The sequence below is a fragment of the Nocardioides sp. genome (assembly GCF_051876515.1).
In the GTDB taxonomy this organism is placed as follows: Bacteria; Actinomycetota; Actinomycetes; order Propionibacteriales; family Nocardioidaceae; genus Nocardioides.
This window is the reverse complement of the sequence record NZ_JBJEHY010000147.1, coordinates 1-21,581: the sequence shown is the minus strand read 5'-3', so window position 1 is coordinate 21,581 and position 21,581 is coordinate 1. Positions and strand designations below refer to the sequence as shown.

Sequence of the window (21,581 nt, the reverse complement as noted above, 5' to 3'; positions counted from 1 at the left end):
CACGTTGGCCCGCACCGTCACCAAGACCGTGCGGGTGACGAGCTAGTCGAGGACCTCGGAGGCCTCGAGCCACTCCAGCTCGAGGCCCTCCTTCTCCTCGGCCAGCGCCGACATCTGCTGCCCCAGGGCGGCGAGCAGCTCGTAGTCGGTGAGGTTCGCGGCCATCTGGGCCTCGAGCTCCGCCTCGCGCTCCGCGATCCGCTCGAGCTGCTTCTCGACCCGGGCCAGCACCTTACGGGCTGCACGGTCCTCCGCCGACCCGGCACGCGCCTTCGCGGGGGCGTCCGCCGTCCCGGCAGGGGCGGGGGCCGGAGCCACGGCGGCGCGCTCGGCGGCTCTCTGGGAGGCCCGCTCGGCCGCCTCGGCGGCGGCGAGCATCGCCGTACGGCGCTCCAGGTACTCGTCGACGCCACGGGGCAGCATCGACACCTGCCCGTCACCCAGCAACGCCCACACCGAGTCGGTCACGCGCTCCAGGAAGTACCGGTCGTGGCTGACCACGACCAGCGTGCCCGGCCAACCGTCCAGGAAGTCCTCCAGGACGTTGAGGGTGTCGATGTCGAGGTCGTTGGTGGGCTCGTCGAGCAGCAGCACGTTGGGCTCGGTGAGCAGCAGCTTGAGCAGCTGGAACCGGCGCCGCTCCCCGCCGGACAGGTCGCCCAGGCGCGCGGTCAGCTTGTCGCCGGTGAAGCCGAACCGTTCCAGCATGGAGGTCGCCGACAGCTCCTGGCCGTCCAGGGTCCTGGTCACGCGGCGGATCGACTCGACCGTCGGCAGCACCCGGCCCTCAGGGTCGACCTCGTCGATGGCCTGCGTGAGGTGCTGGAGCGAGACCGTACGGCCGTGCTTCACCTTGCCGTGCTGCGGCGCCAGCGCGCCGGAGAGCAGGTTGAGCAGCGAGGTCTTGCCCGCGCCGTTGACGCCCACGATCCCGATCCGGTCGCCGGGGCCCAGCCGCCACGTGGCGTGGTCCAGCAGCACCCGCTCCCCGCGGGCCAGGTCCACGTCCTCGAGGTCGATGACGTCCTTGCCGAGGCGCTGGGTGGCGAACTTCTGCAGCTCGAGCCGGTCGCGGGGCGGCGGCACGTCCTCGATCAGCGCGTTGGCGGCGTCGATGCGGAACTTCGGCTTCGACGTACGCGCCGGGGCGCCGCGCCGCAGCCACGCCAGCTCCTTGCGGACGAGGTTCTGGCGGCGCACCTCGGTGGCCGCCGCCTGCCGCTGACGCTCGGCCTTGGCGAGCACGAAGGCCGCGTAGCCGCCCTCGTAGGAGTCGACCTGGCCGTCGTGGACCTCCCACGTCTGCTGGCACACCTCGTCGAGGAACCAGCGGTCGTGGGTGACGACGATCAGCGCCGACGGCAGCGTCACCAGGTGGCGGGCCAGCCAGGCGACCGCCTCGACGTCGAGGTGGTTGGTGGGTTCGTCGAGGATCACCAGGTCGTGGCGACCCAGCAGCAGCGCCGACAGCGCGCACCGGCGCCGCTCGCCCCCGGACAGCCCGTGGACGGCGCGGTCGAGGTCGATCCCGGCCAGCAGCTCCTCGACGACCTGACGCATGGTCGAGTCGCCTGCCCACTCGTGGTCCGAGCGCCCGCCCAGCACCGCCTCGCGCACCGTGTGGGTGTCGTCGAGCTCGTCGCCCTGGTGCAGGTAGCCGACCTCGAGGCCGCGGGCGCGCGAGACGCGTCCGGAGTCGGCCTCCTCCTCGCCCATGAGGACCTTCAGCAGGGTGGACTTGCCGTCACCGTTGCGGCCCACGATGCCGACCCGCTCCCCCATCGCGATGCCGAGGGAGACGTCGGACAGCAGGGGGCGGACGCCGTAGGCCTTCGAGACGCGCTCGAGGTTGATCAGGTTGCTCATGAGGTCTCGATTCTCGCAGTCGCGGGTGAGCAGCCGTAATCGAACAGGATCAACGGTCGCCCGGGGCCGTCACCGGGCCGCTGGGCGGCATTGCTCCTGTCCGGCTACGCGAGACGTGCGCCGGGGACCGGGCCGCTGGCCACCAGCGCCACCGGCTGCCCCGCACCGCGCAGGCCCGCGGCCACCGCGCCGGCCGCCGCCTCGGAGTCACACAGGAACACGCAGGTGGGTCCGGAGCCGCTGACCATGCCCCGCAGGGCGCCCTCGGCCTCGCCGCGGGCGATCAGGTCGCCGAGCGACGGCCGCAGGTCGACGGAGGCCGCTCCCAGGTCGTTGCGCAGAGCGGCGGCCACCCGGCGTACGTCACCGTCAAGGAGCGCAGCGAGCAGGGCGTCGGGGGCCGCCGGGACCGGCGACGCGTCGGGGAACAGCAGGTCGTAGTGGCGGTACACCGCCGGGGTCGACAGGCCCTGCGACGACGGCGCCACGACCCACCAGTACGTCCCGGTGTCGACGACGGGCTCGACGATCTCGCCACGCCCCAGGCCGCGGGCGGTGCCGCCCACGAGCGAGAACGGGACGTCGCTGCCCAGGTCGGCGGCGATCGCGTGCAGCGCCGCGTCGTCCAACGCCGCGGCGCCGTCGCGGGTCCACAGCGTGTGCAGCGCCAGCAGCGCCGCCCCGGCGTCCGCGGAACCACCGGCCATCCCGCCCGCGACCGGGATCGTCTTGTCGATGTGGACGTCCACGGCCGGGACCACGCCCGTCCGGGCACCGAGCAGCTCCGCGGCCCGCGCCACGATGTTGGTGCCGTCGAGGGGGACGCCGGCCGCGTCGACGTGGTCGGGCGCCGCCAGCGTGAGCCGTACGCCGGGCTCCGCCGCCGCGGTGACGGTGACCGTGTCGGTCAGCCCGATCGCGTGGTAGACGGTGTCGAGGGGGTGGAACCCGTCCTCGCGGGGTGCCCCGACGGCCAGGTGGAGGTTGATCTTGGCGGGCGCGACCACCCGTACGCCGTGGGCGCCGGGCCCGGCGGGGCTCACCACTCCACGTGCTCCGCGATCCGGGAGAACTCCTCGACGGTGAGCATCTCCCCGCGCACGGTGGGGTCGACGCCGGCAGCCTCGATGGCGCGCGCGGCCGCCTCGGAGGAGCCGACCAGCGTCTTGAGGGCAGCCTTGAGCTGCTTGCGGCGCTGGGCGAACGCAGCGTCGACGAGCGTGAAGACCTGCTCGCGGGTCGCGGTGGTCGCCGGCGGCTCGCGCCGGGTCCAGGCGACCAGGCCGGAGTCGACGTTGGGCGCCGGCCAGAAGACGTTGCGCCCGATCGCGCCGGCGCGGCGCACGTCGGCGAACCAGGCCGCCTTGACCGACGGCACGCCGTACACCTTCGAGCCCGGCCGGGCGGCGAGGCGGTCGGCGACCTCCGCCTGCACCATCACCAGGCCGCGCTCGAGCGACGGCAGCAGCGTGAGCATGTGGATCAGCACCGGCACCGAGACGTTGTACGGCAGGTTCGCCACGAGTGCCGTGGGCGCCGGCCCGGGGATCTCCTCGATCCGCATCGCGTCGCCCAGGACGACCTCGAACGCCTCGGCCTGCTCGGGGGCGTACGTCGCGATCGTCTCGGGCAGCAGCCCGGCGAGCACCGGGTCAACCTCGACGGCGATCACGCGGCGCGCGACCTCGAGCAGCGCCAGGGTGAGCGAGCCGAGTCCCGGGCCCACCTCGACCACGACGTCGTCGGCGGTGATCTGGGACTCCCGCACGATGCGGCGCACCGTGTTGGGGTCGATCACGAAGTTCTGGCCCCGCTGCTTGGTGGGGCGCAGGTCCAGCCGGGCGGCCAACGAACGCACGTCGGCCGGTCCGAGGAGTCTCGGACCGGCCGGTGTGTTCGTCATGCGCGCAAGGGTAGTGCGAGGCTCGCCCACTCCCGAAGTCGTGAGCGCGCCGGCTGCGTCAGATCAGGCCGAGCTGGCTGGCGCAGTGCGGCCACTGGCCCCACCCGGCACGTGCCTGCAGGATCTGGCCACGCTTGATCTGCTCCTCGCGGCTGTGCTGGTGCGGGAGGCCCGTACCGCCGACGGCGGCCCAGGTGGAGGCGCTGAACTGCAGGCCGCCGTAGTAGCCGTTGCCGGTGTTGGTGGCCCAGTTGCCGCCCGACTCGCACTGCGCGAGGCGGTCCCACACGGTGCTGCCACCGGCGTAGTTGGCGCTCGGCTGCTCCTTGGTGCCCACGCGCACGATCTCGGCGACGGGCTCGCGCAGCACCTTGGCCGTCACGACGGTCTTGCGGACCAGCTCGCCGTTGCGGAACGTCACCCGGTAGGTCACGTCGCGCAGGCCGTCGACGCCCTCGCGCACGACCTCGGTCTCGCCCTCGAACATCGAGGCGTCGTCCTTCTTGACGACCGCGTGCGGCACGGCCTCACCCTCGACCGACTTCGACGCCTTGCGGATGTCGGTGAAGACGATCGTGTCGCCCGCGCTCACGACGGTGTCGAGCGACGGCTTGACCTTGTCGTGCCCCTCGACCTCGACGTCGAGCTCGGCGAGCACGTCGGCGACGGTGAGGGCGCTGAGCGTCTCGGTACGCGACTTGGCGGCCGCGATCTTGACCGTGAGCTTCTTGGGGGTGACCACCTCGAGGCTCATCCCGCCGCGGCCGATGGCGGCGCTGCGGGAGGTGGACAGGGCGGCGCCGGTGAAGCGGCGGCCGATCTCCGACAGGGCGCTGGCCACGTCGGTGGAGTTGACCCAGTACGTCTTGGACTTCCCGTCGACCTCGAGCTCGAGTGGGCGTCCGAACTGCACGGTGATGCGCGAGCCGTCGCTGACCTCCTCGTCGAGGGAGGGCGCGACCAGGTCGCGGTCGGTGATCTCGATGCCCTCGTCGGCGAGGACGTCGCCCACGGTGCCGCCCATGGCGACCACCTGGCTGGCCTCACCGTCGAGGGTGAGGGTGACGTCCTTGGAGAGGGTCTGGTAACCGAGAGTGGTCCCGACCAGGGCGAGGGCGATGGTGGCGCCGACGCCGGTCAGGACCGGCTTGGACTTGCTGAGTGCTGCAATGCGAGAGCGCACAATGCTCCGAACTTCGTGCTCTCCGGGCATGGGCGACGACACAGCCCCGGGCACACGTCACCACAGGGTGACAGGTGCGAGCAGGGGACTCGCGGAGTGCCGCGGGCGACGCTCCGGGTGCCGCCGGAATCTTCCCCAATCCCGGCTGACATCACGAGACGATAACGGGCGAAACGCCTCGTACAAACTCGAACGACCGATTTCGGGGCCCCTGGGCGCCCGGATCTGCCTACCACCGGGCGTGAGTCCGGCCACGTCCGCGACAGGAGCTGCGAAGGTCACCGGGGCTCACCAGGAGCCGCCGAACGCCCTCTCGGTGGTGTCGTCGAGGGCCGCGCACAGCGCGCCGAGGTCGTCCCCGCGGACCTCCGCCATCGCCCGCACCGTGTACGGCACCAGGTAGGAGGCGTTGGGCCGTCCGCGGTACGGCGTGGGGGTCAGGTACGGCGCGTCGGTCTCCACCAGGATCCGGTCGCGCGGCGCGAGCGCGAGGGCGTCCCGCTGCGGCTGGGCGTTCTTGAACGTGACGGTGCCGGCGAACGAGAGGTACGCCCCCCGGTCCAGGCACGCCCGCGCGAACGCGGAGTCCCCGCTGAAGCAGTGCATGACCCAACGCTCCGGGGCTCCCTCCGCGTCCAGCACCCGCAGCACCTCGTCGTGGGCGTCGCGGTCGTGGATGACCAGGGTCTTGTCGAGCCGCTTGGCCAGGTCGATGTGGCGGCGGAACGACTCCTCCTGCGCCGCCATCCCCTCCGGGCCGGTCCGGAACCGGTCGAGGCCGGTCTCCCCCACCGCGCGCACCTTGTCGTGCGCGCCGGCGAGCGCCTCGATCTCGGCCAGCGCTGCCTCCAGGGTGCCGTTGGCGGCGAGCCGGGGCGCCTCGTTGGGGTGCAGCGCGACACCGGCCACGAGGGCGTCGTGGGTCGCGGCCGCCTCCACCGCCCAGCGGGCCCCGGGGAGGTCGCAGCCGATCTGCACGATCCGGGGCACTCCCACGGCGGCGGCGCGGGCGATCGCGTCGGTGGTCTCCAGCCAGTCGCCGTCGGCGATGTCGAGGTGGCAGTGGTTGTCCACGACGGGGTGCGGCAGCGGTTCGGGGGCGGGCGGGCGCTCCCGGTCGCGCCGGGCCCCCGACCTCTCCTCGGTGGCGGCACGGCTGCGGGTCGGCTCGGCGCCGGACGGCTCGCTCACTGGACGTGCACCACCTGGTACACCTCGCGCTTGGGCAGCCCGGCCGCCTTCGCGACCTGCACGATGGCCTCCTTGCGGGGAGTGCCGCCCTCCTCGAGCCGGGCCACGGCCGCGCGCAGGCTGTCGGGGTCGCTGGCCACGCTCGGCCCACCCGAGGCTCCCTGGACGACCAGCGTCACCTCGCCCCGTACGCCCTCGGCCGCCCACGCGGCCAGCTCGGCCAGGGGGCCGCGCACGACCTCCTCGTGGGTCTTGGTCAGCTCGCGGCACACGGCCGCGGGACGGTCGCCGCCGAGCGCCTCGGCCATCGCCTGCAGCGCCGCCTCCGTACGGTGCGGGGCCTCGAAGAAGACCATGGTCCGCTCCTCGGCGGCCAGCGCGGCGAGGCGGCGCGCGCGCTCGCCGGCCTTGCGGGGCAGGAACCCCTCGAAGCAGAACCGGTCCACCGGCAGGCCGCTGACGGCCAGGGCGGTGAGCACGGCGCTCGGACCGGGGACGGCGGTGACCCGCACGTCCTCCTCGACGGCGGCGGCGACGAGGCGGTAGCCGGGGTCGGAGACGCTGGGCATGCCGGCGTCGGTCACCAGCACGACCCGCTCGCCGGCCAGCAGCGCCTCCAGCAGCAGCGGTGTCCGGGCCTGCTCGTTGCCCTCGAAGTACGACACGACGCGCCCCGACAGGGTGATGCCGAGGTCGGAGCAGAGCCGCTTGAGGCGACGGGTGTCCTCCGCGGCGACGACGTCGGCGCGGGTCAGCTCCGCCACCAGCCGCGGGGGCGCGTCGTCGGCCTGCCCGATCGGGGTGCCCGCCAGCACCAGCACACCGTGAGCCTCGCGATCCATGGGCCGATCATGTCAGGCGCCGCGCGAGGCGTCCGGTGACCGCCGGGTCGCTAGAGTGCCGGACGTGACCCTGACCACCCACGAGCCCGGCGCCGACCCGTCGCAGGGACCCCTGACGGTGGCAGGCCCCGACTCCCCCACCGGCCCACCTGCGGCCGGCCGCGAGGACGCGCCGGGGCGCTCGGAGGACCCGTTCTGGGGCTGGGCCTGGGCCGTGGTCATCGCCTCGGTCGCGTTCTTCCTGCGGCGCTGGCACCTGGGCCAGCCCCACGAGTTCTCCTTCGACGAGACGTACTACGCCAAGGACGCCTGGTCGCTGCTCAACAACGGCTACATCCGCACGTACGTCGACGGCGCCGACGAGGCGATCATGTCCGGCGACACGATGACGCAGTGGAACGCCGACCCGTCGATGGCGGTCCACCCCGACGTCGGCAAGTGGCTCATCGCGCTGGGCGAGCAGGCGTTCGGGATGGACCCGTACGGCTGGCGGATCGCGTCGGCCGTCGTGGGCGCCCTCATGGTGCTGGTGATGTGCCGCTTCGTGAAGCGGGTCTCCGGGTCGACCCTGCTGGGCCTCTTCGCGGGGCTGCTGCTGGCCGTGGACGGCCTGCAGTTCGTGCTCTCGCGCCTGGCCCTGCTCGACATCTTCATCGCCTTCTTCGTGCTCTGCGGCGTGCACTGCGTGGTCGCCGACCGGCAGTGGTTGCGGGCCCGGTTCGACGAGGGCGCCACACGTGCCCTCGCCCGGCCGTGGCTGGTTCTGGGCGGCGTGTCGTTCGGGCTGGCCGTGGGCACCAAGTGGTCGGCCGCGTACGCGTTGGCCGCGTTCGGGCTGATGGTGTGGCTGTGGAGCTGGGGTGCCCGTCGCGCCGCCGGCCACCGCGGCGCCTGGTGGCGCTCGGTGGTCCTGGACGGGGTGCCGGCGTTCGTGCAGCTCGTCGGGGTCGCGCTGGTGGTCTACGTCGTGTCGTGGTCGGGCTGGCTGATGCACGCCGGCGAGTACGAGCGCACCCTGAGCAACACCCAGTACACGACCTTCGAGGGTGGCGAGCAGTGGCCCACGGCCACCGAGCCCGACGCGGAGGGCCTCGGCGAGGTCACCCAGTCGCTGCGGTCCCTGTGGTACTACCACCAGGACGTCTACACGTTCCACACCGAGTTCCTCAACGACAGCACCCACCCGTACCAGTCCTCGCCCGCCAGCTGGCTGGTGATCGGGCGCCCGGTGGGGGTCAGCACCACCCTCGACGTGCAGCCCGGCACGCAGGGCTGCGAGGCCCCGGCCGGCTCCGACTGCCTGCGCCAGGTGATCCTGCTCGGCAACCCCGTCGTCTGGTGGACCGGGTGCGTGGCGATGCTGCTGTCGCTGGCGATGTGGGTGCTCGGGCGCGACTGGCGCCACGGGGTCGCCGTGGTCGGGCTGGCCGCCACGTGGCTGCCCTGGTTCGCGTACGACGACCGCCCCGTCTACTACTTCTACGCGATCGCGTCGCTGCCCTTCCTGGTGCTCTCGATCGCCCTGGGTGTGGGCACCCTGATGGGGTCACGACCCTCAGGCCGCAGGCGTCTGGTCGGCGTGGTCGTGGGCGGGCTGGTGGCCACCGCGGCGACGCTCGCGTTCGGCTGGTTCTGGCCCGTGTGGACCAACCAGCTCCTCACCCACGGCGAGTGGCTGGACCGGATGTGGTTCACGAAGTGGATCTGACCTGCCACGATGCGACGCATGAGCGACGCCGGGGCTGACGACACCGCACGAGCGACCGCGATGGTGCACAGCACCATCCCGATCCTGGGCCACATGGGCATCGAGGTGCTCGAGGCCTCCGCCGAGTCCTCGGCCGTGCTGCTGCCGCACGCGGCGAACCGCAACCACTTCGGCACCGCGTACGCAGGGTCACTGTTCAGCGCCGGCGAGATGCTCGGCGGCCTGGTGGGTCTTGCCCTCGAGGTCGAGGGCACGGTGCCGCTGGTCAAGCAGATGGAGGTCGAGTTCCTCCGGCCGGCCACCAGCGACGTGGTCGCCCGGGCCGGGCTGAGCCCCGACGAGGTCGCCCGGGTACGCGCGGAGGCGAGCGCGACCGGCCGGGCGTCGTTCACGCTCGTGGCCACCCTCACCGACGCCGAGGGCACCGTGGTCGCCAGGACCACCGGTCAGTACCAGCTGCGCACCTTCTGAGCCTCAGGATCTCCGGCGGGCGTCATCGGTCGTGAGCACGAAGCGGACCTCCGTCCCGGCAGGCGCCTGGGCCAGCCGGTCGAGGCCGGCGCGTCCCACCACCGCCAGCACCGGGTAGCCGCCGGTCACCGGGTGGTCCTCGCCGAAGACGATCGGCCCCGAGGGCGGCACCTGGACGGCGCCGAGGACCATCGGCTCGGTGGGCAGCTCGTCGGTGGCGGCCCGCTCGAGCGCAGGCCCGTCGAGGCGTACGCCGACCCGGTCGCTGTGCGCGGAGACGTGCCAGCAGGCGCTGGTGAGCAGGTCGCGCGCCTGCGCGGTGAACCAGTCCGCCCGCGGGCCGGGCGTGCACGGCAGCAGGACGCACCCCGCCCCCACCCGTGGCACCGGGGCGTGGTCGACCGGCGGGAGGTCGTGCTGCTCGGTGCCGACCCGCAGGGTGTCGCCCTCGGCCAGCGCGGCCGGCCCGAGTCCGGAGAGCGTGTCCACCGAGCGCGACCCCAGGACCGGCTCCAGGTCGAGGCCGCCGCGCACCGCCACGTACGACCGCAGGCCGGCGACCGGGAGCGAGAGACGCAGCTCCTGGCCGGCGCGCAGGCGCAGCAGGGCGTTGAGCGGTACGGGACTCCCGTCGACGGTGAGGGACACCTCGGCCCCGGTGACCGCGAGCGCCACGTCGCCGAGCGCCCGCAGGCCCAGCCCGCCGAGCAGCACCTCGAGGGTGGCGGCGGACAGGGCGTTGCCGACGAGCCGGTTGGCCAGGTCGTGGCTGCCACGGTCGGCGGCGCCGCTGGCACCGATGCCCTGCGCACCGTGCCCGGGTCGGCCGTGGTCCTGGGGCCCGACCCACGGACCGGTGGCGGTCACCTCGACGGCGCTCATGCGGGGACGAACCTGACCGTGCGGCCCGGGTGCAGCGTCGCCGCGGGTTCGGCGTCGAGGTCGAAGAGGACGAGCTCGGTGTGGCCGACGATCCGCCAGCCGCCGGGCGTGGCGAGCGGGTAGACGCCGGTGAACAGGTCCGCCATCGCGACCGCACCGGCCGGCACGCGGGTGCGCGGTGCGTCCAGGCGCGGCACCGGGGTGCGGTGGCCGGGGCGTACGAGGTAGCCGAAGCCGGGTGCGAACCCGGTGAAGGCGACCTGCCACCGCTCCGAGCCGTGCCAGGCGACGAACTCCTCGCGGCCCATCCCGAGGAGGTCGCACACGTCGTCGAGGTCGGGCCCGTCGTAGCGCACGGGGACGTCGAGCGGCGTCGCCTGCCGGGCGGGAGGTGCGTCGAGCGGCAGGCCGGCCACGAGGGCTCGGAGGGCGTCGGGCGTCGTACGGTCGGGGTCGAGGAGGAGCAGCACCGTCCGCGCGGCCGGCACCACCTCACGCACGCCGACCAGCCGCCCGGCGGCCCGCTCCTGCTCGATCCCTGCGTGGAGGGCGAGGACCTGGTCGGTGGAGCCGACCTCGACGAGGAGGCCGTCGACGCCGGCCGGCAGGAACCTCACCAGCGCCCGTTCACCGCGCGCCCGGGAACGGGCTGACGATGCGTACGCCGGCGGCACGCAGCCGCGCGGCGACGGCACGGGCCATGCCGACCGCGCCCGGGGTGTCGCCGTGCACGCAGACGCTGTGCGGAGCCACCCGCAGCACGGTCCCGTCGACGGCCTCCACCTCGCCGTGGGTGGCCATCCGGAGCACGCGCGCGGCGATGAGGTCGCCGTCGTGGAGGACCGCCCCGGCGACCGTTCTGGGCGTCAGCTCCCCGGTGGGTTGGTACGACCGGTCCGCGAAGACCTCGTCGAACGTGGCCAGCCCGGCGTCACGGGCGGCCGCGTGGGCCTGGGAGTCGGGCAGGCAGAGCAGCCCCAGGGTCGCGTCGAGGGCGAGGATCGCCTCGACCACGGCGTCGGCCTGGGCACGGTCGCGGACGATGCGGTTGTACAGCGCCCCGTGCGGCTTCACGTACTGCACCGTCGTGCCCTCGCTGGCGGCCACGTCCCGGAGCCAACCCACCTGCTCGACGACGAGATCGACGAGGTGGGCGTGCGGGAGGTCCACGTCGGTGCGGCCGAAGTTCTCGCGGTCCGGGTACGCGACGTGGGCGCCGACCACGACACTCCTTGCGGCGGCTGCCGCCAACGTACGGGCGATCCCGTCCGGGGTGCCGGCGTGCGCGCCGGTGGACACGTTGGCCGAGGTGACCACCTCGAGCATCGCCTCGTCGTCGCCGCAGTCCTCGCCGAGGTCGGCGTTGAGGTCGAGGACCGGGCGTGACATGGCACAACGCTAGCCCGCGCGGGTGCCCGTGCCCTACGTTGACCAGCATGAGGCGGGACCACTGGCGTCGACGCAACGACTCCCTCGACCCGACGCGGGACTTCGTGGAGATCTACTTCAACGTCGTCGCCCACGAGTTCCCGTGGGACATGAGCCAGTCGCTCGGGTTCGCGCTGTTCCGTACGTACGCGGTGCCGGGGATCGGCAACCTGCTGGACCGCACCGGCGAGTTCACCGAGCGCACGCAGAAGAGGTACGACGACACCGCGCTGCTGCTCGACCCGCCGACCCGGCTGGGGTTCGACCACCCGCAGGCACGCGACGCGATCCGCCGGATCAACCAGATGCACCGCGCCTACGACATCCCCGACCACGAGTTCGCCTACGTTCTCAGCACGTTCGTGGTCGTGCCCAAGCGCTGGCTGGACGCGTACGGAAAGCGGCCGCTGACGCGGCGCGAGGTCGTCGCCTCCGTGGAGTACTACCGCACCCTGGGGCGGCACATGGGGATCAAGCAGATCCCGGAGACGTACGAGGCGTTCGAGGAGCTGATGGACTCCTACGAGGCCGAGCACTTCGCCTTCGACGCCGGCGGCCGCCGGGTCGCGGACGCGACGCTCGACCTGCTCGTCTCGTTCCAGCCGCGGCTGCTGGCCCGGCCGATGGACCTGTTCAGCCGATCATTGATGGACGCACCGCTGCTGGAGGCTTTTCGTTACGTCGCCCCGCCCGCGCCGGTCGTGGCTCTCTCGCGCGGGCTGCTCGCCGCCCGCGGACGTCTGCTGCGCCTCTTCCCCGCCCGGCGCAAGCCGGTCGAGCTGGCCGACCTGCCGCAGATCAAGTCCTACCCCGACGGGTACGAGGTGACCGCGCTCGGCTCGTTCCCGGTGCCCGGGGTCGGGGCGTGCCCGGTGCGGCACGCGGTGGCAGACGAGCCGGCCTGAGCCGCCGACCCCGTTCGTCGAGCCTGTCGAGACGGTGCTTGGTCCCGACGACCTCAACCACCGGGGTCTGCGGTGGACTCGAGTCACCCGGTGACACGGATCCACCGCGCATCACGTTCGGGTACGCAGAAGGCCCCCGGCTGATGCCGGGGGCCTTCTGTGGTGGTGGAGCTTAGGGGATTCGAACCCCTGACCTTCTCATTGCGAACGAGACGCGCTACCAGCTGCGCCAAAGCCCCTCCACGTCCGAGGACGCGTCGAAAAACATAGCACCTGGGGCCAGCCCGGATCGAATCGGGTGGGACTCAGGCGCCGCTGACCTTGCGCTCGGCGCGCTCCTCGGCGGCGGCCTTGCCGGCCTTCTCGGCGACCTCGGCCTCGCGGGCCAGGGCGGAGTCGATCTCGCTGCGACCGCTGGACCAGACCCCAGTGGAGTCCAGGTCGATCGTCTGGACGGTACGGCGGGCCGCGGCGGGCTTGGAGACGTACGTGGGAAGGGTGGTCGGGACCGGGTCCCACAGGCCCGCCACGGCCTCGGTGACGACGGCGATCTCGCCGGTCTCCGGGTCGACCGTGACCACCTGGGCCATCTCCGCGACGTCCTCCGCCGCATCGTCGACGGGAGCGATCTCGCCGGCCTCCGGGTCGACGGCCACCGGGCGGGGTGCCACCTTCGAGGCGGGGCGGCGTACGGCTGCCCGCTCGGAGCGCACCATGAGGCGGCACGCAACCAGCCAGGCGACGAGCAGGGCGACGGGCGCGAACACCCACGGCCAGGCGATGACCTGCCCGATGGCGAGTCCGGCGACCACGGCGTTGCCGAGCAGGATCACGCCGAGGACCCGGCGACGACGCTGCGTGGCGCGTCGGGCCGCGGCCCGACGGGCGGCAGGCGCCAAGGCGGCGGTCGGAGCAGCTGCCTCGGAGGAGACCTCGTGGCGCGCCGGGCGGGCCTTGGTCTCCACGACGCGCTCGGACGTACGAGCCGGGGTGACGACCAGACGGGCGTTGCGGCTGTCCACGGCCTCGCGTCGGGCGAGCACCCGCATCGACTGCGAGAAGCGCTCGACGGAGCGGCTGCGCACGACCTCGTCGTGGTGCTTGAGCAGCTTGGGACCCAGGTAGGCGACCCAGGCGACAGCCAAGGCGACGAAGATCAGGGAGCTCAAGTCCGGCACGCGTGAAATCCTATGAGTGAACCCGCGTGTTGCTACGCATGTGAACGGGTGTGTCGCACAACTACTCGTGTGACAGATGTGAACGAGGGGTCAGCGCCCCAGCCTCGCCACCAGCCCGTCACCGAGCTCTTCGGCCGTGATCGCGTAGATGCGGTGGTCGCACCACCGCCCGTCAATGTGCAGGAAGAAGGGCGCGAACCCCACCTCGCGCACACCCAGCTTCTCGACCACGCGCAGCGAGTTCGTGTTCTCGGGGCGGATGCAGATCTCGATGCGGTGCAGCTGCGCGGTGGTCAGGCAGTGGTCGACGACCAGGGCGACCGCCAGCGGCACCAGGCCGCGCCCGGCGACCCGGCGGTCGATCCAGTAGCCGAGCGAGGCGAACTGGGCCGAGCCGCGCACGACGTTGTTCACCGTCACCTGACCCGCGAAGACGCCGTCGACCTCGATCACGAACGGCAGGGTGCGCCCCTGCCGCGCCTGGCGCCGCAGCCGGCGCGCCAGCCCGGCGTACGACATCGGCTTCGCCGAGACCTGCGGCGGGGCAGTCGCGTCCCAGGGCCGCAACCAGTCCGCGTTGCGCTCACGCACCTCGCGCCACGCGGCCACGTCGCTGCGGCGCAGGGGCCGGACCACGACGTCGCCGTGGGCCAGCCGGACCGGCCACCCACGCGGGCTCAGTGGTCGCTCCCCACCATCTGCTCGACCGCGTGCCGCAGCACCGGCTCGAGCACCGACAGCCCGTCGCGCACACCGCCCGACGAGCCCGGCAGGTTGACCACCAGGCACTCGCCCACCTGGCCGGCGACCCCGCGCGACAGCATCGCCCGCGGAACCCCGGCCGCGACGCCCGCCGCCCGGACCGCCTCGGCGATCCCCGGCACCTCACGGTCAAGCAGCGCCGCGGTCACCTCCGGCGTACGGTCCGTCGGGGTGAGCCCGGTGCCACCGGTGGTGAGCACCACCCGGGCGCCGGCGGCCACGGCAGCCGTGATCGCCTCCCCCACCGGCTCGCCGTCCGGCACGACCGCGACCGCGGACGCGGCGAACCCGTGCGCCTGCAGCCACTCCACGATCAGCGGGCCCGTGGTGTCGGCGTACACGCCGGCGGCCGCCCGGTTGGAGGAGACCACCACCGCGGCCGGGATCCGGGGAGCGGCCGTGCTCACGCGCGGCTCCACTCGCCCGACCGGCCACCCGACTTCGTCTCCACACGCACGTCGGTGATCACCGCAGCCTTGTCGACCGCCTTGACCATGTCGATGACGGTCAGCGCCGCGACCGCGACCGCGGTGAGGGCCTCCATCTCGACGCCCGTGCGGTCGGTCGTACGGACCGTCGCGAGGATCTCGACGGCGTCGTCGGCGACCTCGAGGTCGACGGTGACGCCCGACAGGGCCAGCGGGTGGCACAGCGGGATCAGCGCGGGGGTCTGCTTGGCGCCCATGATCCCGGCCAGGCGGGCCACGGCCAGGGTGTCGCCCTTGGGGACGCCGGCACCACGCAGCAGGTCGACGACCTGCGCGGAGACCAGGACGCGCCCCGACGCCGAGGCCGTACGCGCGGTGACGGCCTTGTCGGAGACGTCGACCATCCGCGCCGCGCCCGCGTCGTCGACGTGGGTCAGCCGGTCGGCCATCAGAACTCCTCGTCCAGCAGCAGCGCCTGCACCCGGCTGCCGGCGGGCAGCGCGGTGACGTCCTCGGGCACCACGACCAGGGCGTTGGACTGGGAGAGGTCACCGAGCAGGTGCGAGCCGTGGCCGCCCACCGGGGTGGCACGGCCGTCGGCGTGGCGCGCCCGGACGTACTGCCGGCGGCCCGCGGTGGCCTTGACCGCCTCGGTCAGCGTGACGGTGCGCGTCGGCCTCACGGCCGGCCCGACCCCCATCATCTTGCGGATCGCGGGCAGCACGAAGACCTGGAAGGAGACGTACGCCGAGACCGGGTTGCCCGGAAGCGTGAAGATCGGCACCCGGTCCTCGCCGACGGTGCCGAAGCCCTGCGGCTTGCCCGGCTGCATCGCGACCGGTCCGAACCACATGCCCTCGTCGCCGCGCAGCGCCTCCTTGACGACGTCGAAGTCGCCCTGGCTGACGCCGCCGCTGGTGACCACGATGTCCGCGCGCACCAGCTGGTCGGCCAGCGCCTCACGGAACGAGTGCGGGTCGTCGGGGACGATCCCCACCCGGTACGCCAGGGCACCGGCCTCGCGGGCCGCCGCGGCCAGGAGGAAGGAGTTGCCGTCGTAGATGGCCCCCTCGCCGAGCGGGGTGCCGGGGTCGCGCAGCTCGGACCCGGTGCTGATCACCACCACGCGCGGACGGGGGCGGGTGCGTACGGTCGCGCGTCCCACGGCGGCGAGCAGGCCCAGCTGGCGTGGCCCGACGACCGTGCCCGCCTCGAGCAGCTTCTCCCCCCGCTCGACGTCGTCGCCGACGCGTCGCACGTGCCGGCCGGGCGCGGTCGCCTCGGAGATGCGGACGCGGGCCACGCCGCGGTCGGTCGCCTCGTACGGAACCACCGCGTCGGCGCCCGCGGGCACCGGCGCCCCCGTCATGATCTTGACCGCGGTGCCCGGCGACAGCGCCAGGATCGAGGCCTGCCCGGCCCCGATCTCACCGACGACCGGCAGCTCGACCGGGTCGGCGGCGGTGGCTCCCTCGACGTCGGCGGCGCGGACTGCGTACCCGTCCATGGCGGAGTTGTCGAAGGAGGGCAGCGCCACCTCGGCGTGCACGTCCTCGGCCAGGGCGAGGCCGAGGGTGTCCATGAGCGGCAGCGGGAAGTCCGGCAGCGTCTGGACGGTGCCGAGGACGCGCTCCAGGAGCTCCTCGACCGGGACCGGGTTCTGGGCCTCAGGCATCGGCAGCCCCCTCGCGGGTCCCCTCGAGCACGGCCCCCGCGTCCACGCGACGTCCCTTGGGCTCGCGCAGCGCCACGTCGCCGCGCACCGCGACCCCGTGGCCGAAGACGACGTCGCCCGAGACCTGCAACGAGCTGGCCTGCTTCAGCGACGGCACCCCGTCGGGGAACCGCTTGTCGAACTCGCCGACGAGCTTGTAGAAGTCACCGTCCAGGTCGACGTAGGGCACCGAGTCGGCCGCCTGGTCCAGGACGAAGTCGGTGCCGAGGTCGTAGATGTCCGAGCGCAGCACGAGCAGGTCGTTGGTGGTCTTGACCGGGACGAAGCGGTCGCGCCCCACCTCGATCGTCGCGGCACCCTCGAAGACCTCGATCGCCGCGCCCATCGCGGTCTCGATCTGGATCACCTCGGGGCTGGCGGGGTCGGCCGGGTCGACCGGCTTGACGTTGCGGATCAGCGGCAGCCCGAGGATGCCCTCGCGCTGGTCGAGCACGTCCACCATGGCGCGCACGTCGAACCACAGGTTGTTGGTCGAGGTGAACCGGTGCCGGTCGAGGTCGGCGAGCGCCACCTTGTCGGCCTCGAGCGTCTGCGCCGTCTCGCGCAGCACGATGCGGCCGTCGGACTTGCGGCGCGCGAAGTGGCCGCCCTTGCGGTCCGACGGGGTACGGCGCACCGCCTCGATCGCGAACGGCGCGCCCGAGGCGGCGAACCAGCCCGCCACCCGCGGGTCCGGGACGGCGCCCAGGTTGTCGGAGTTGGAGACGAAGACGTACCGGTAGCCGAGCTCGAGCAGCCGGTCGAGGAGGCCGGTGCCACGCAGCGCGGTGTAGATGTCGCCGTGGCCGGGCGGACACCACTCGAGCGCCGGGTCCTTGGGCCACGTCGCCGGGGTGAGGTCCTTGGCCAGCAGCTTGGGCTCCTTGTTCTGCAGGAACTCCAGCGGCAGCCCGTCCACGGCCAGCGTGTCGTAGCGCGCCACGGCGTCGAGGGTGTCGGCCGAGGTGCGGAACGAGTTCATGAACATCAGCGGCAGGCGGACGCCGTACTTCTCGCGCAGGTGCAGCACCTGGCGCACGCTGATGTCGAGGAAGCTGAGCCCGCGGCGCACGCAGAGCAGGGACTTGGCGTGGTCCATCCCCATGGAGGTGCCCAGACCGCCGTTGAGCTTGATCACCGCCGTCGCCGCCAGCGCCTCGACGGCCGCCTGCTCGTCCACCTCGACGTCGGCCAGGGCCGGCATGTCGAGCGGGTCGATCGTCGCCTCCGGGATCATCCCGGTCTCGCCGTGCTCGAGCAGGCGGTAGTAGTGAGCGAACGTCTCGACGGCGACCTCGTCGACTCCAGCGGCACGCATCTTGGCGCGCGCGAGTTCCAAGCCTTGGCTACCCATGCTTCGATCGTAGGCTGCTCGCGTGACGGAGCACCCCGAACCCCATCTGCCGGGACGTCCGCTGCCCGCCAAGACCGCGCTGCGCGACCAGGTCCTCGCCGCCCGCCGCCGGCGCCCGCTGGCCGAGGAGTCCGTCTGCGCCGAGGCGATCGGCGCCCACGGGGCCGGGTGGGAATCCGTACGCCGGGCCGCGGTCGTGGCCGCGTACGTCTCAGTGGGGCGCGAGCCCGGCACCGGTCCGCTGCTGGAGGCACTGCGGTCCGCGGGCACGCGCGTCCTGCTGCCGGTGCTGCGCAGCGACAACGACCTCGACTGGGCGCCGTACGAGGGGCCGGCGTCGCTGGCGCCGGCCGCCCGCGGCCTGCTCGAGCCGACCGCCGAACCGCTGGGTGTGGACGCGGTGACGCTGGCCGACGTGGTGCTGGTCCCCGGCCTGGCCGTCTCGGCCACCGGAGACCGGTTGGGGAGGGGCGGCGGGTCGTACGACCGGGCGCTGGCGCGGGTGCCGGCCGGTGTCCCCGTCGCCGTGCTGCTGCACGACGACGAGGTCGACCTGCCCGTGCCGACCGAGCCGCACGACCGGCGCGTGACCCACGCCCTCACGCCGGGCGGGGTGCGCGCGCTCGGCCGACCCAGCGGGGAGCCGGACCGGGAGCGGGACTAGCGCCCGGTACGCGCCTGAGACTCCGTCGGGACCAGGGTGAGCCGTTCGTCCGCCGCACGGTCCACGGCCTCCCGGCTGAACGTCCAGTCCAGGTAGTCGCCCGAGACCCAGCGCTTCGTCTGGTCGGAGTAGTGCCGCGACGCGGGATGACCGGACACGCCGGTCAGGTCGATCCAGACCGAGTCGTCGAAGTCCTCCAGCGAGACCACCATGCGCATCGACGGCGCGGAGGTGACGCCGAACCCGACGGAGGCGTCCCAGCCGGTGGCGTCCACGGTCGCGCTGCCGCCGCCCGCCCGCCAGCCCGACGAGTTGAACAGCCCCGTCAGCGGGGCGACGTCGCCGAACACGTCGTGGCGCAGGTCCATGCGGTGCAGCTGCCCCCACGACCAGTCGTCCGGGTTGACCGACAGCAGGGTGGTCGCGTCGTCGCGCGCCGCGAGCAGGGCACTGCGCAGCACGTCGTCGCGGGTCTCGACCTCCTCGGTGCTCACGTCGTCCCACCACGAGGCCGAGGGCTCGTCGAGGAGGTCGTCGACGACGCGGACCCACCGGCTGTCCCCGTCGGGACGGCTGTCTGGGCGCAGCTCGTCGTCGAAGGTGCCCGAGAGCACCTCGCGCCACACCAGGTTGAAGTACGCCGCCGCCGCGGAGTCCGGGTCCTGGGTGTGGTCCCAGCCGGCCAGCAGGTCCTGCCCCTGGGACTCGTACCCGCCGGGCAGGTCGATCTCGAGCAGGAGTGGCACCAGGCGCGCGGCGATCGGGTGCGTCGTGTCGGTCTGGATCCGGGTCATGTCCTCGACCGTGAGGCCGTCACGGTTCTCCAGCTGGTCGCGGATCCGCTGCGAGCGGTAGCCGTGGTCCCAGTCGCCGGTGAGGAAGAAGGGGTAGGAGTCGTCGACGACCGCCTGGTTGGCGGTGACGATGTACCCCTCCTCGGGGTCCAGGACGCTGGGCAGAGCCTCGAAGTCCACGTGGTCGCCGGTCCAGTCGTTGGCCGAGATCCACCCCTCGGCGGGCATCCTGCCGTCGTTTCCGGGCTTGCGGATCGGGACCAGGCCGGGCGCCTGGTACCCGATGTGGCCCTCGCGGTCGGCGTACACGAGGTTCTGGGCGGGGACGGCGAAGGAGGCGGCGGCCTCCCGGAACTCCTCCCAGTCGGAGGCACGGTTCATGAGCAGGATCGCGTCGGCGGTGGGCGAGGGCGTGAGGGCCGTCCACGCGAGCGCGACGGCGTACCCGGTGCCGCGCTCGCCGGGCACCTCGGTGGGCGCGTTGGCCCCCACCGTGGCCATCTCCCGCGACACGTCGCTGATCAGGGGGCCGTGGGCCGACTCGCGGATGCGCAGGTCGAAGTCGTCGGCGCCGCGGACCTTGATCGTCTCGCGCCGCACCGTCAGCGGCCGCTCCAGGCCGTCCTGGATCCACGCGTCGTCGCCGGAGACCTGCTCGAGGAAGAGGTCGGTCACGTCGGGGCCCAGGTTGGTGAAGCCCCACGCGATGTCGGCGTTGTGGCCGATGACCACGCCGGGGACCCCGGCGAACGAGAAGCCGGCCGTGTCCAGGGTGCAGTCGGCGCTGCGCTCGGTGCAGTGCAGGCCGACCTGCATCCACACGCCCGGCTGGCTGATGCCCAGGTGCGGGTCGTTGGCCAGCAGCGGCGCCCCGGAGGCGGTGTGCTCACCGGAGACGACCCACGAGTTGGAGCCGAGCTCGCTGCCGTGACCGATCAGGGGCCCCACGGCGTCGACGGCCTGCTGCGCCGCCTCGTACGCCGCCACCTGCGCGGCCACGTGCCCGTCCGCGTGGGCCACCGGGCGCTCGATGCTCCCGGTCGTGGAGGCGTCCTGGTCGAAGGCCCCCTCCACGACCGCCCCGGAGGTGACGATCGGGGTGCGCGCACGCGCGTCGTACGCCGGGTGCAGCTGGGCGATCTCGTCGTCGGAGAGGTCGAGGCTGAGCAGCACCCGGTCCATCTCGTCGTCCATGTTGCCGCGCAGGTCCCAGGCCATCGCCTTGAGCCAGGCGAGGGAGTCGACCGGCGTCCACTCCTCGGGGTGGTAGCCCAGACCGGTCAGTCGCAGCACCGAGTACTCGGCGGCGATCTCGGCGGTGCCCCGCTCGGCGAGGTACGCGTTGACGCCGTCGGCGTACGCGGTCAGCGCCTCCTTGGTGTCGACGCGCAGGAGGCCCCACTCCTCCTCGGCGATGCGCCGCCAGCCCATCGTGCGCACCATCTTGTCCTGCTCCAGCGTCCGCTCGCCGAACAGCTCGGAGAGCCGGCCGGCGGTGGCGTGGCGGCGCAGGTCCATCTGGAAGAAGCGCTCCTGAGCGTGCACGTACCCCTGCGCGCGCATCAGGTCGGCGTCGGTCTCGCCGTAGATCTGGGGGATCCCGTGGACGTCGCGGACGACCTCCACCTCGGCGTCCAGCCCGGCCAGGACGGTGGTCCCGTCGGCCTGCGGCAGCGGGTACCGCACGACCACGAACCCGAGGACCAGGAGGAGCACGAGGAACCCGGCGACGGCGCTGAGGAGGTACACCGGGACGCGGACCCAGCGCGGGGCGAGGCGGAAGACCTCACGCCAGGACCACCCGTCATCCTCGGGCTCGGCGGGCTCCGGTGCCGGGTTGCCCGTGGGGTCGCTCACACGCTCACTCATTGGTTGGCCATTGTGCCGTACCATTGGCAGTCGGACGGGTCGAGTGCCAGCGTGTTGCACGCCGGTCTCCCTCCTCGCGGGTCCATCTCGGTGGTCCTGCGGCCAGCAACCGACAGCCTGAAGGTCGAGCCACCAATGCCCACGTACCAGTACGCCTGCACCGAGTGCGGTCACGCTTTCGAGCAGTTCCAGAGCTTCAGCGACGACGCCCTCACCGTCTGCCCCGAGTGCCAGGGCAAGCTCCGCAAGGTCTTCAACGCCGTGGGCGTGGTCTTCAAGGGCTCCGGGTTCTACCGCACCGACAACCGGTCCTCGAGCAGCAGCTCCTCGTCGAGCACCACCTCGACGAGCTCGTCGACCTCGTCGTCGGACTCCTCGTCCAGCTCGTCGTCGAGCTCGTCGTCCAGCTCCAGCTCCACCACGTCCTCGGCCACTTCTT

The 21,581-nt window shown here is 73.0% G+C and carries 21 protein-coding genes and 1 tRNA gene; 5 read left to right on the top strand and 17 right to left on the bottom strand.

Annotated features, from left to right (window positions below; translation table 11 throughout):
* Positions 1-42 precede the first annotated feature (42 nt).
* From ACI379_RS11240 to rsmI, 6 genes are all read right to left on the bottom strand, one after another.
* Positions 43-1,866, bottom strand: a complete 1,824-nt coding sequence (locus tag ACI379_RS11240; RefSeq protein ID WP_439792179.1) for an ABC-F family ATP-binding cassette domain-containing protein — start codon at positions 1,864-1,866, stop codon at positions 43-45.
* Positions 1,867-1,970: 104 nt separating this feature from the next.
* Complete coding sequence (locus tag ACI379_RS11235; RefSeq protein WP_439792178.1) at positions 1,971-2,909, bottom strand: 4-(cytidine 5'-diphospho)-2-C-methyl-D-erythritol kinase; 939 nt, start codon at positions 2,907-2,909, stop codon at positions 1,971-1,973.
* On the bottom strand, positions 2,906-3,769 hold the full coding sequence (gene rsmA, locus ACI379_RS11230) for a 16S rRNA (adenine(1518)-N(6)/adenine(1519)-N(6))-dimethyltransferase RsmA (RefSeq protein ID WP_439792177.1): 864 nt from the start codon (positions 3,767-3,769) through the stop codon (positions 2,906-2,908). Before rsmA ends, ACI379_RS11235 begins: the two co-directional genes overlap by 4 nt.
* A gap of 58 nt (positions 3,770-3,827) precedes the next feature.
* The gene (locus ACI379_RS11225) at positions 3,828-4,952 is read right to left on the bottom strand and encodes a transglycosylase family protein (RefSeq protein ID WP_439792175.1); all 1,125 of its coding nucleotides are present in this window, start codon (positions 4,950-4,952) and stop codon (positions 3,828-3,830) included.
* 288 nt (positions 4,953-5,240) lie between these two features.
* Positions 5,241-6,143, bottom strand: a complete 903-nt coding sequence (locus ACI379_RS11220) for a TatD family hydrolase (RefSeq protein ID WP_439792174.1) — start codon at positions 6,141-6,143, stop codon at positions 5,241-5,243.
* Positions 6,140-6,985, bottom strand: a complete 846-nt coding sequence (gene rsmI, locus ACI379_RS11215; RefSeq protein WP_439792173.1) for a 16S rRNA (cytidine(1402)-2'-O)-methyltransferase — start codon at positions 6,983-6,985, stop codon at positions 6,140-6,142. The genes ACI379_RS11220 and rsmI overlap by 4 nt, the downstream gene beginning before the upstream one ends.
* Before the next feature lie 64 nt (positions 6,986-7,049).
* Between rsmI and ACI379_RS11210 the strand changes: the two genes are divergently transcribed.
* Both ACI379_RS11210 and ACI379_RS11205 read left to right on the top strand, forming a co-directional pair.
* Positions 7,050-8,693: a dolichyl-phosphate-mannose--protein mannosyltransferase gene (locus tag ACI379_RS11210; protein WP_439792172.1), complete on the top strand. Its 1,644-nt coding sequence runs from the start codon at positions 7,050-7,052 to the stop codon at positions 8,691-8,693.
* An 18-nt stretch (positions 8,694-8,711) separates the two neighbouring features.
* The gene (locus ACI379_RS11205) at positions 8,712-9,164 is read left to right on the top strand and encodes a YiiD C-terminal domain-containing protein (RefSeq protein ID WP_439792171.1); all 453 of its coding nucleotides are present in this window, start codon (positions 8,712-8,714) and stop codon (positions 9,162-9,164) included.
* 3 nt (positions 9,165-9,167) lie between these two features.
* On the opposite strand, the gene ACI379_RS11200 is transcribed toward ACI379_RS11205, so the two are convergent.
* Genes ACI379_RS11200 through ACI379_RS11190 form a run of 3 tightly spaced genes read right to left on the bottom strand, consistent with a single transcriptional unit; the run spans position 9,168 to position 11,435 of the window.
* Complete coding sequence (locus tag ACI379_RS11200) at positions 9,168-10,046, bottom strand: biotin-dependent carboxyltransferase family protein (RefSeq protein ID WP_439792170.1); 879 nt, start codon at positions 10,044-10,046, stop codon at positions 9,168-9,170.
* Entirely contained in the window at positions 10,043-10,663 is a 621-nt protein-coding gene (locus tag ACI379_RS11195) for a 5-oxoprolinase subunit B family protein (protein WP_439792169.1), read from the bottom strand. The genes ACI379_RS11200 and ACI379_RS11195 overlap by 4 nt, the downstream gene beginning before the upstream one ends.
* A gap of 10 nt (positions 10,664-10,673) precedes the next feature.
* A complete protein-coding gene (locus ACI379_RS11190; RefSeq protein ID WP_439792168.1) occupies positions 10,674-11,435 on the bottom strand; it encodes a LamB/YcsF family protein in 762 nt (253 codons plus the stop codon).
* Between the two features lie 47 nt (positions 11,436-11,482).
* Here ACI379_RS11190 and ACI379_RS11185 point away from each other — a divergent pair, with 47 nt between their 5' ends.
* Positions 11,483-12,379: an oxygenase MpaB family protein gene (locus ACI379_RS11185; protein WP_439792167.1), complete on the top strand. Its 897-nt coding sequence runs from the start codon at positions 11,483-11,485 to the stop codon at positions 12,377-12,379.
* A gap of 163 nt (positions 12,380-12,542) precedes the next feature.
* On the opposite strand, the gene ACI379_RS11180 is transcribed toward ACI379_RS11185, so the two are convergent.
* From ACI379_RS11180 to ACI379_RS11150, 7 genes are all read right to left on the bottom strand, one after another.
* Positions 12,543-12,618, bottom strand: a tRNA-Ala gene (locus ACI379_RS11180).
* Between the two features lie 66 nt (positions 12,619-12,684).
* Positions 12,685-13,557, bottom strand: coding sequence for a divisome protein SepX/GlpR (sepX, locus tag ACI379_RS11175; RefSeq protein WP_439792166.1), 873 nt, complete (start codon positions 13,555-13,557; stop codon positions 12,685-12,687).
* A gap of 90 nt (positions 13,558-13,647) precedes the next feature.
* Positions 13,648-14,193: a GNAT family N-acetyltransferase gene (locus ACI379_RS11170; RefSeq protein WP_439792165.1), complete on the bottom strand. Its 546-nt coding sequence runs from the start codon at positions 14,191-14,193 to the stop codon at positions 13,648-13,650.
* A 41-nt stretch (positions 14,194-14,234) separates the two neighbouring features.
* Positions 14,235-14,726 carry a MogA/MoaB family molybdenum cofactor biosynthesis protein gene (locus ACI379_RS11165; RefSeq protein WP_439792164.1) on the bottom strand — a complete coding sequence of 164 codons (492 nt, stop codon included), beginning with the start codon at positions 14,724-14,726 and terminating at the stop codon, positions 14,235-14,237.
* Positions 14,723-15,196 (bottom strand): cyclic pyranopterin monophosphate synthase MoaC, encoded by a 474-nt coding sequence (gene moaC / locus ACI379_RS11160; RefSeq protein WP_439792163.1) that lies wholly within the window; start codon positions 15,194-15,196, stop codon positions 14,723-14,725. The genes ACI379_RS11165 and moaC overlap by 4 nt, the downstream gene beginning before the upstream one ends.
* Positions 15,196-16,422, bottom strand: coding sequence for a molybdotransferase-like divisome protein Glp (glp, locus tag ACI379_RS11155; RefSeq protein WP_439792162.1), 1,227 nt, complete (start codon positions 16,420-16,422; stop codon positions 15,196-15,198). Before glp ends, moaC begins: the two co-directional genes overlap by 1 nt.
* On the bottom strand, positions 16,415-17,815 hold the full coding sequence (locus ACI379_RS11150) for a UTP--glucose-1-phosphate uridylyltransferase (protein ID WP_439792161.1): 1,401 nt from the start codon (positions 17,813-17,815) through the stop codon (positions 16,415-16,417). The genes glp and ACI379_RS11150 overlap by 8 nt, the downstream gene beginning before the upstream one ends.
* A gap of 22 nt (positions 17,816-17,837) precedes the next feature.
* On the opposite strand from ACI379_RS11150, the gene ACI379_RS11145 reads away from it, so the two are divergent.
* Positions 17,838-18,479 carry a 5-formyltetrahydrofolate cyclo-ligase gene (locus ACI379_RS11145; protein ID WP_439792160.1) on the top strand — a complete coding sequence of 214 codons (642 nt, stop codon included), beginning with the start codon at positions 17,838-17,840 and terminating at the stop codon, positions 18,477-18,479.
* On the opposite strand, the gene ACI379_RS11140 is transcribed toward ACI379_RS11145, so the two are convergent.
* Complete coding sequence (locus ACI379_RS11140; protein ID WP_439792159.1) at positions 18,476-21,142, bottom strand: penicillin acylase family protein; 2,667 nt, start codon at positions 21,140-21,142, stop codon at positions 18,476-18,478. The two genes, ACI379_RS11145 and ACI379_RS11140, sit on opposite strands and share 4 nt — an antisense overlap.
* A gap of 135 nt (positions 21,143-21,277) precedes the next feature.
* Here ACI379_RS11140 and ACI379_RS11135 point away from each other — a divergent pair.
* Positions 21,278-21,581: FmdB family zinc ribbon protein (locus ACI379_RS11135; RefSeq protein WP_439792158.1), on the top strand; the 304-nt coding region annotated here is incomplete at its 3' end.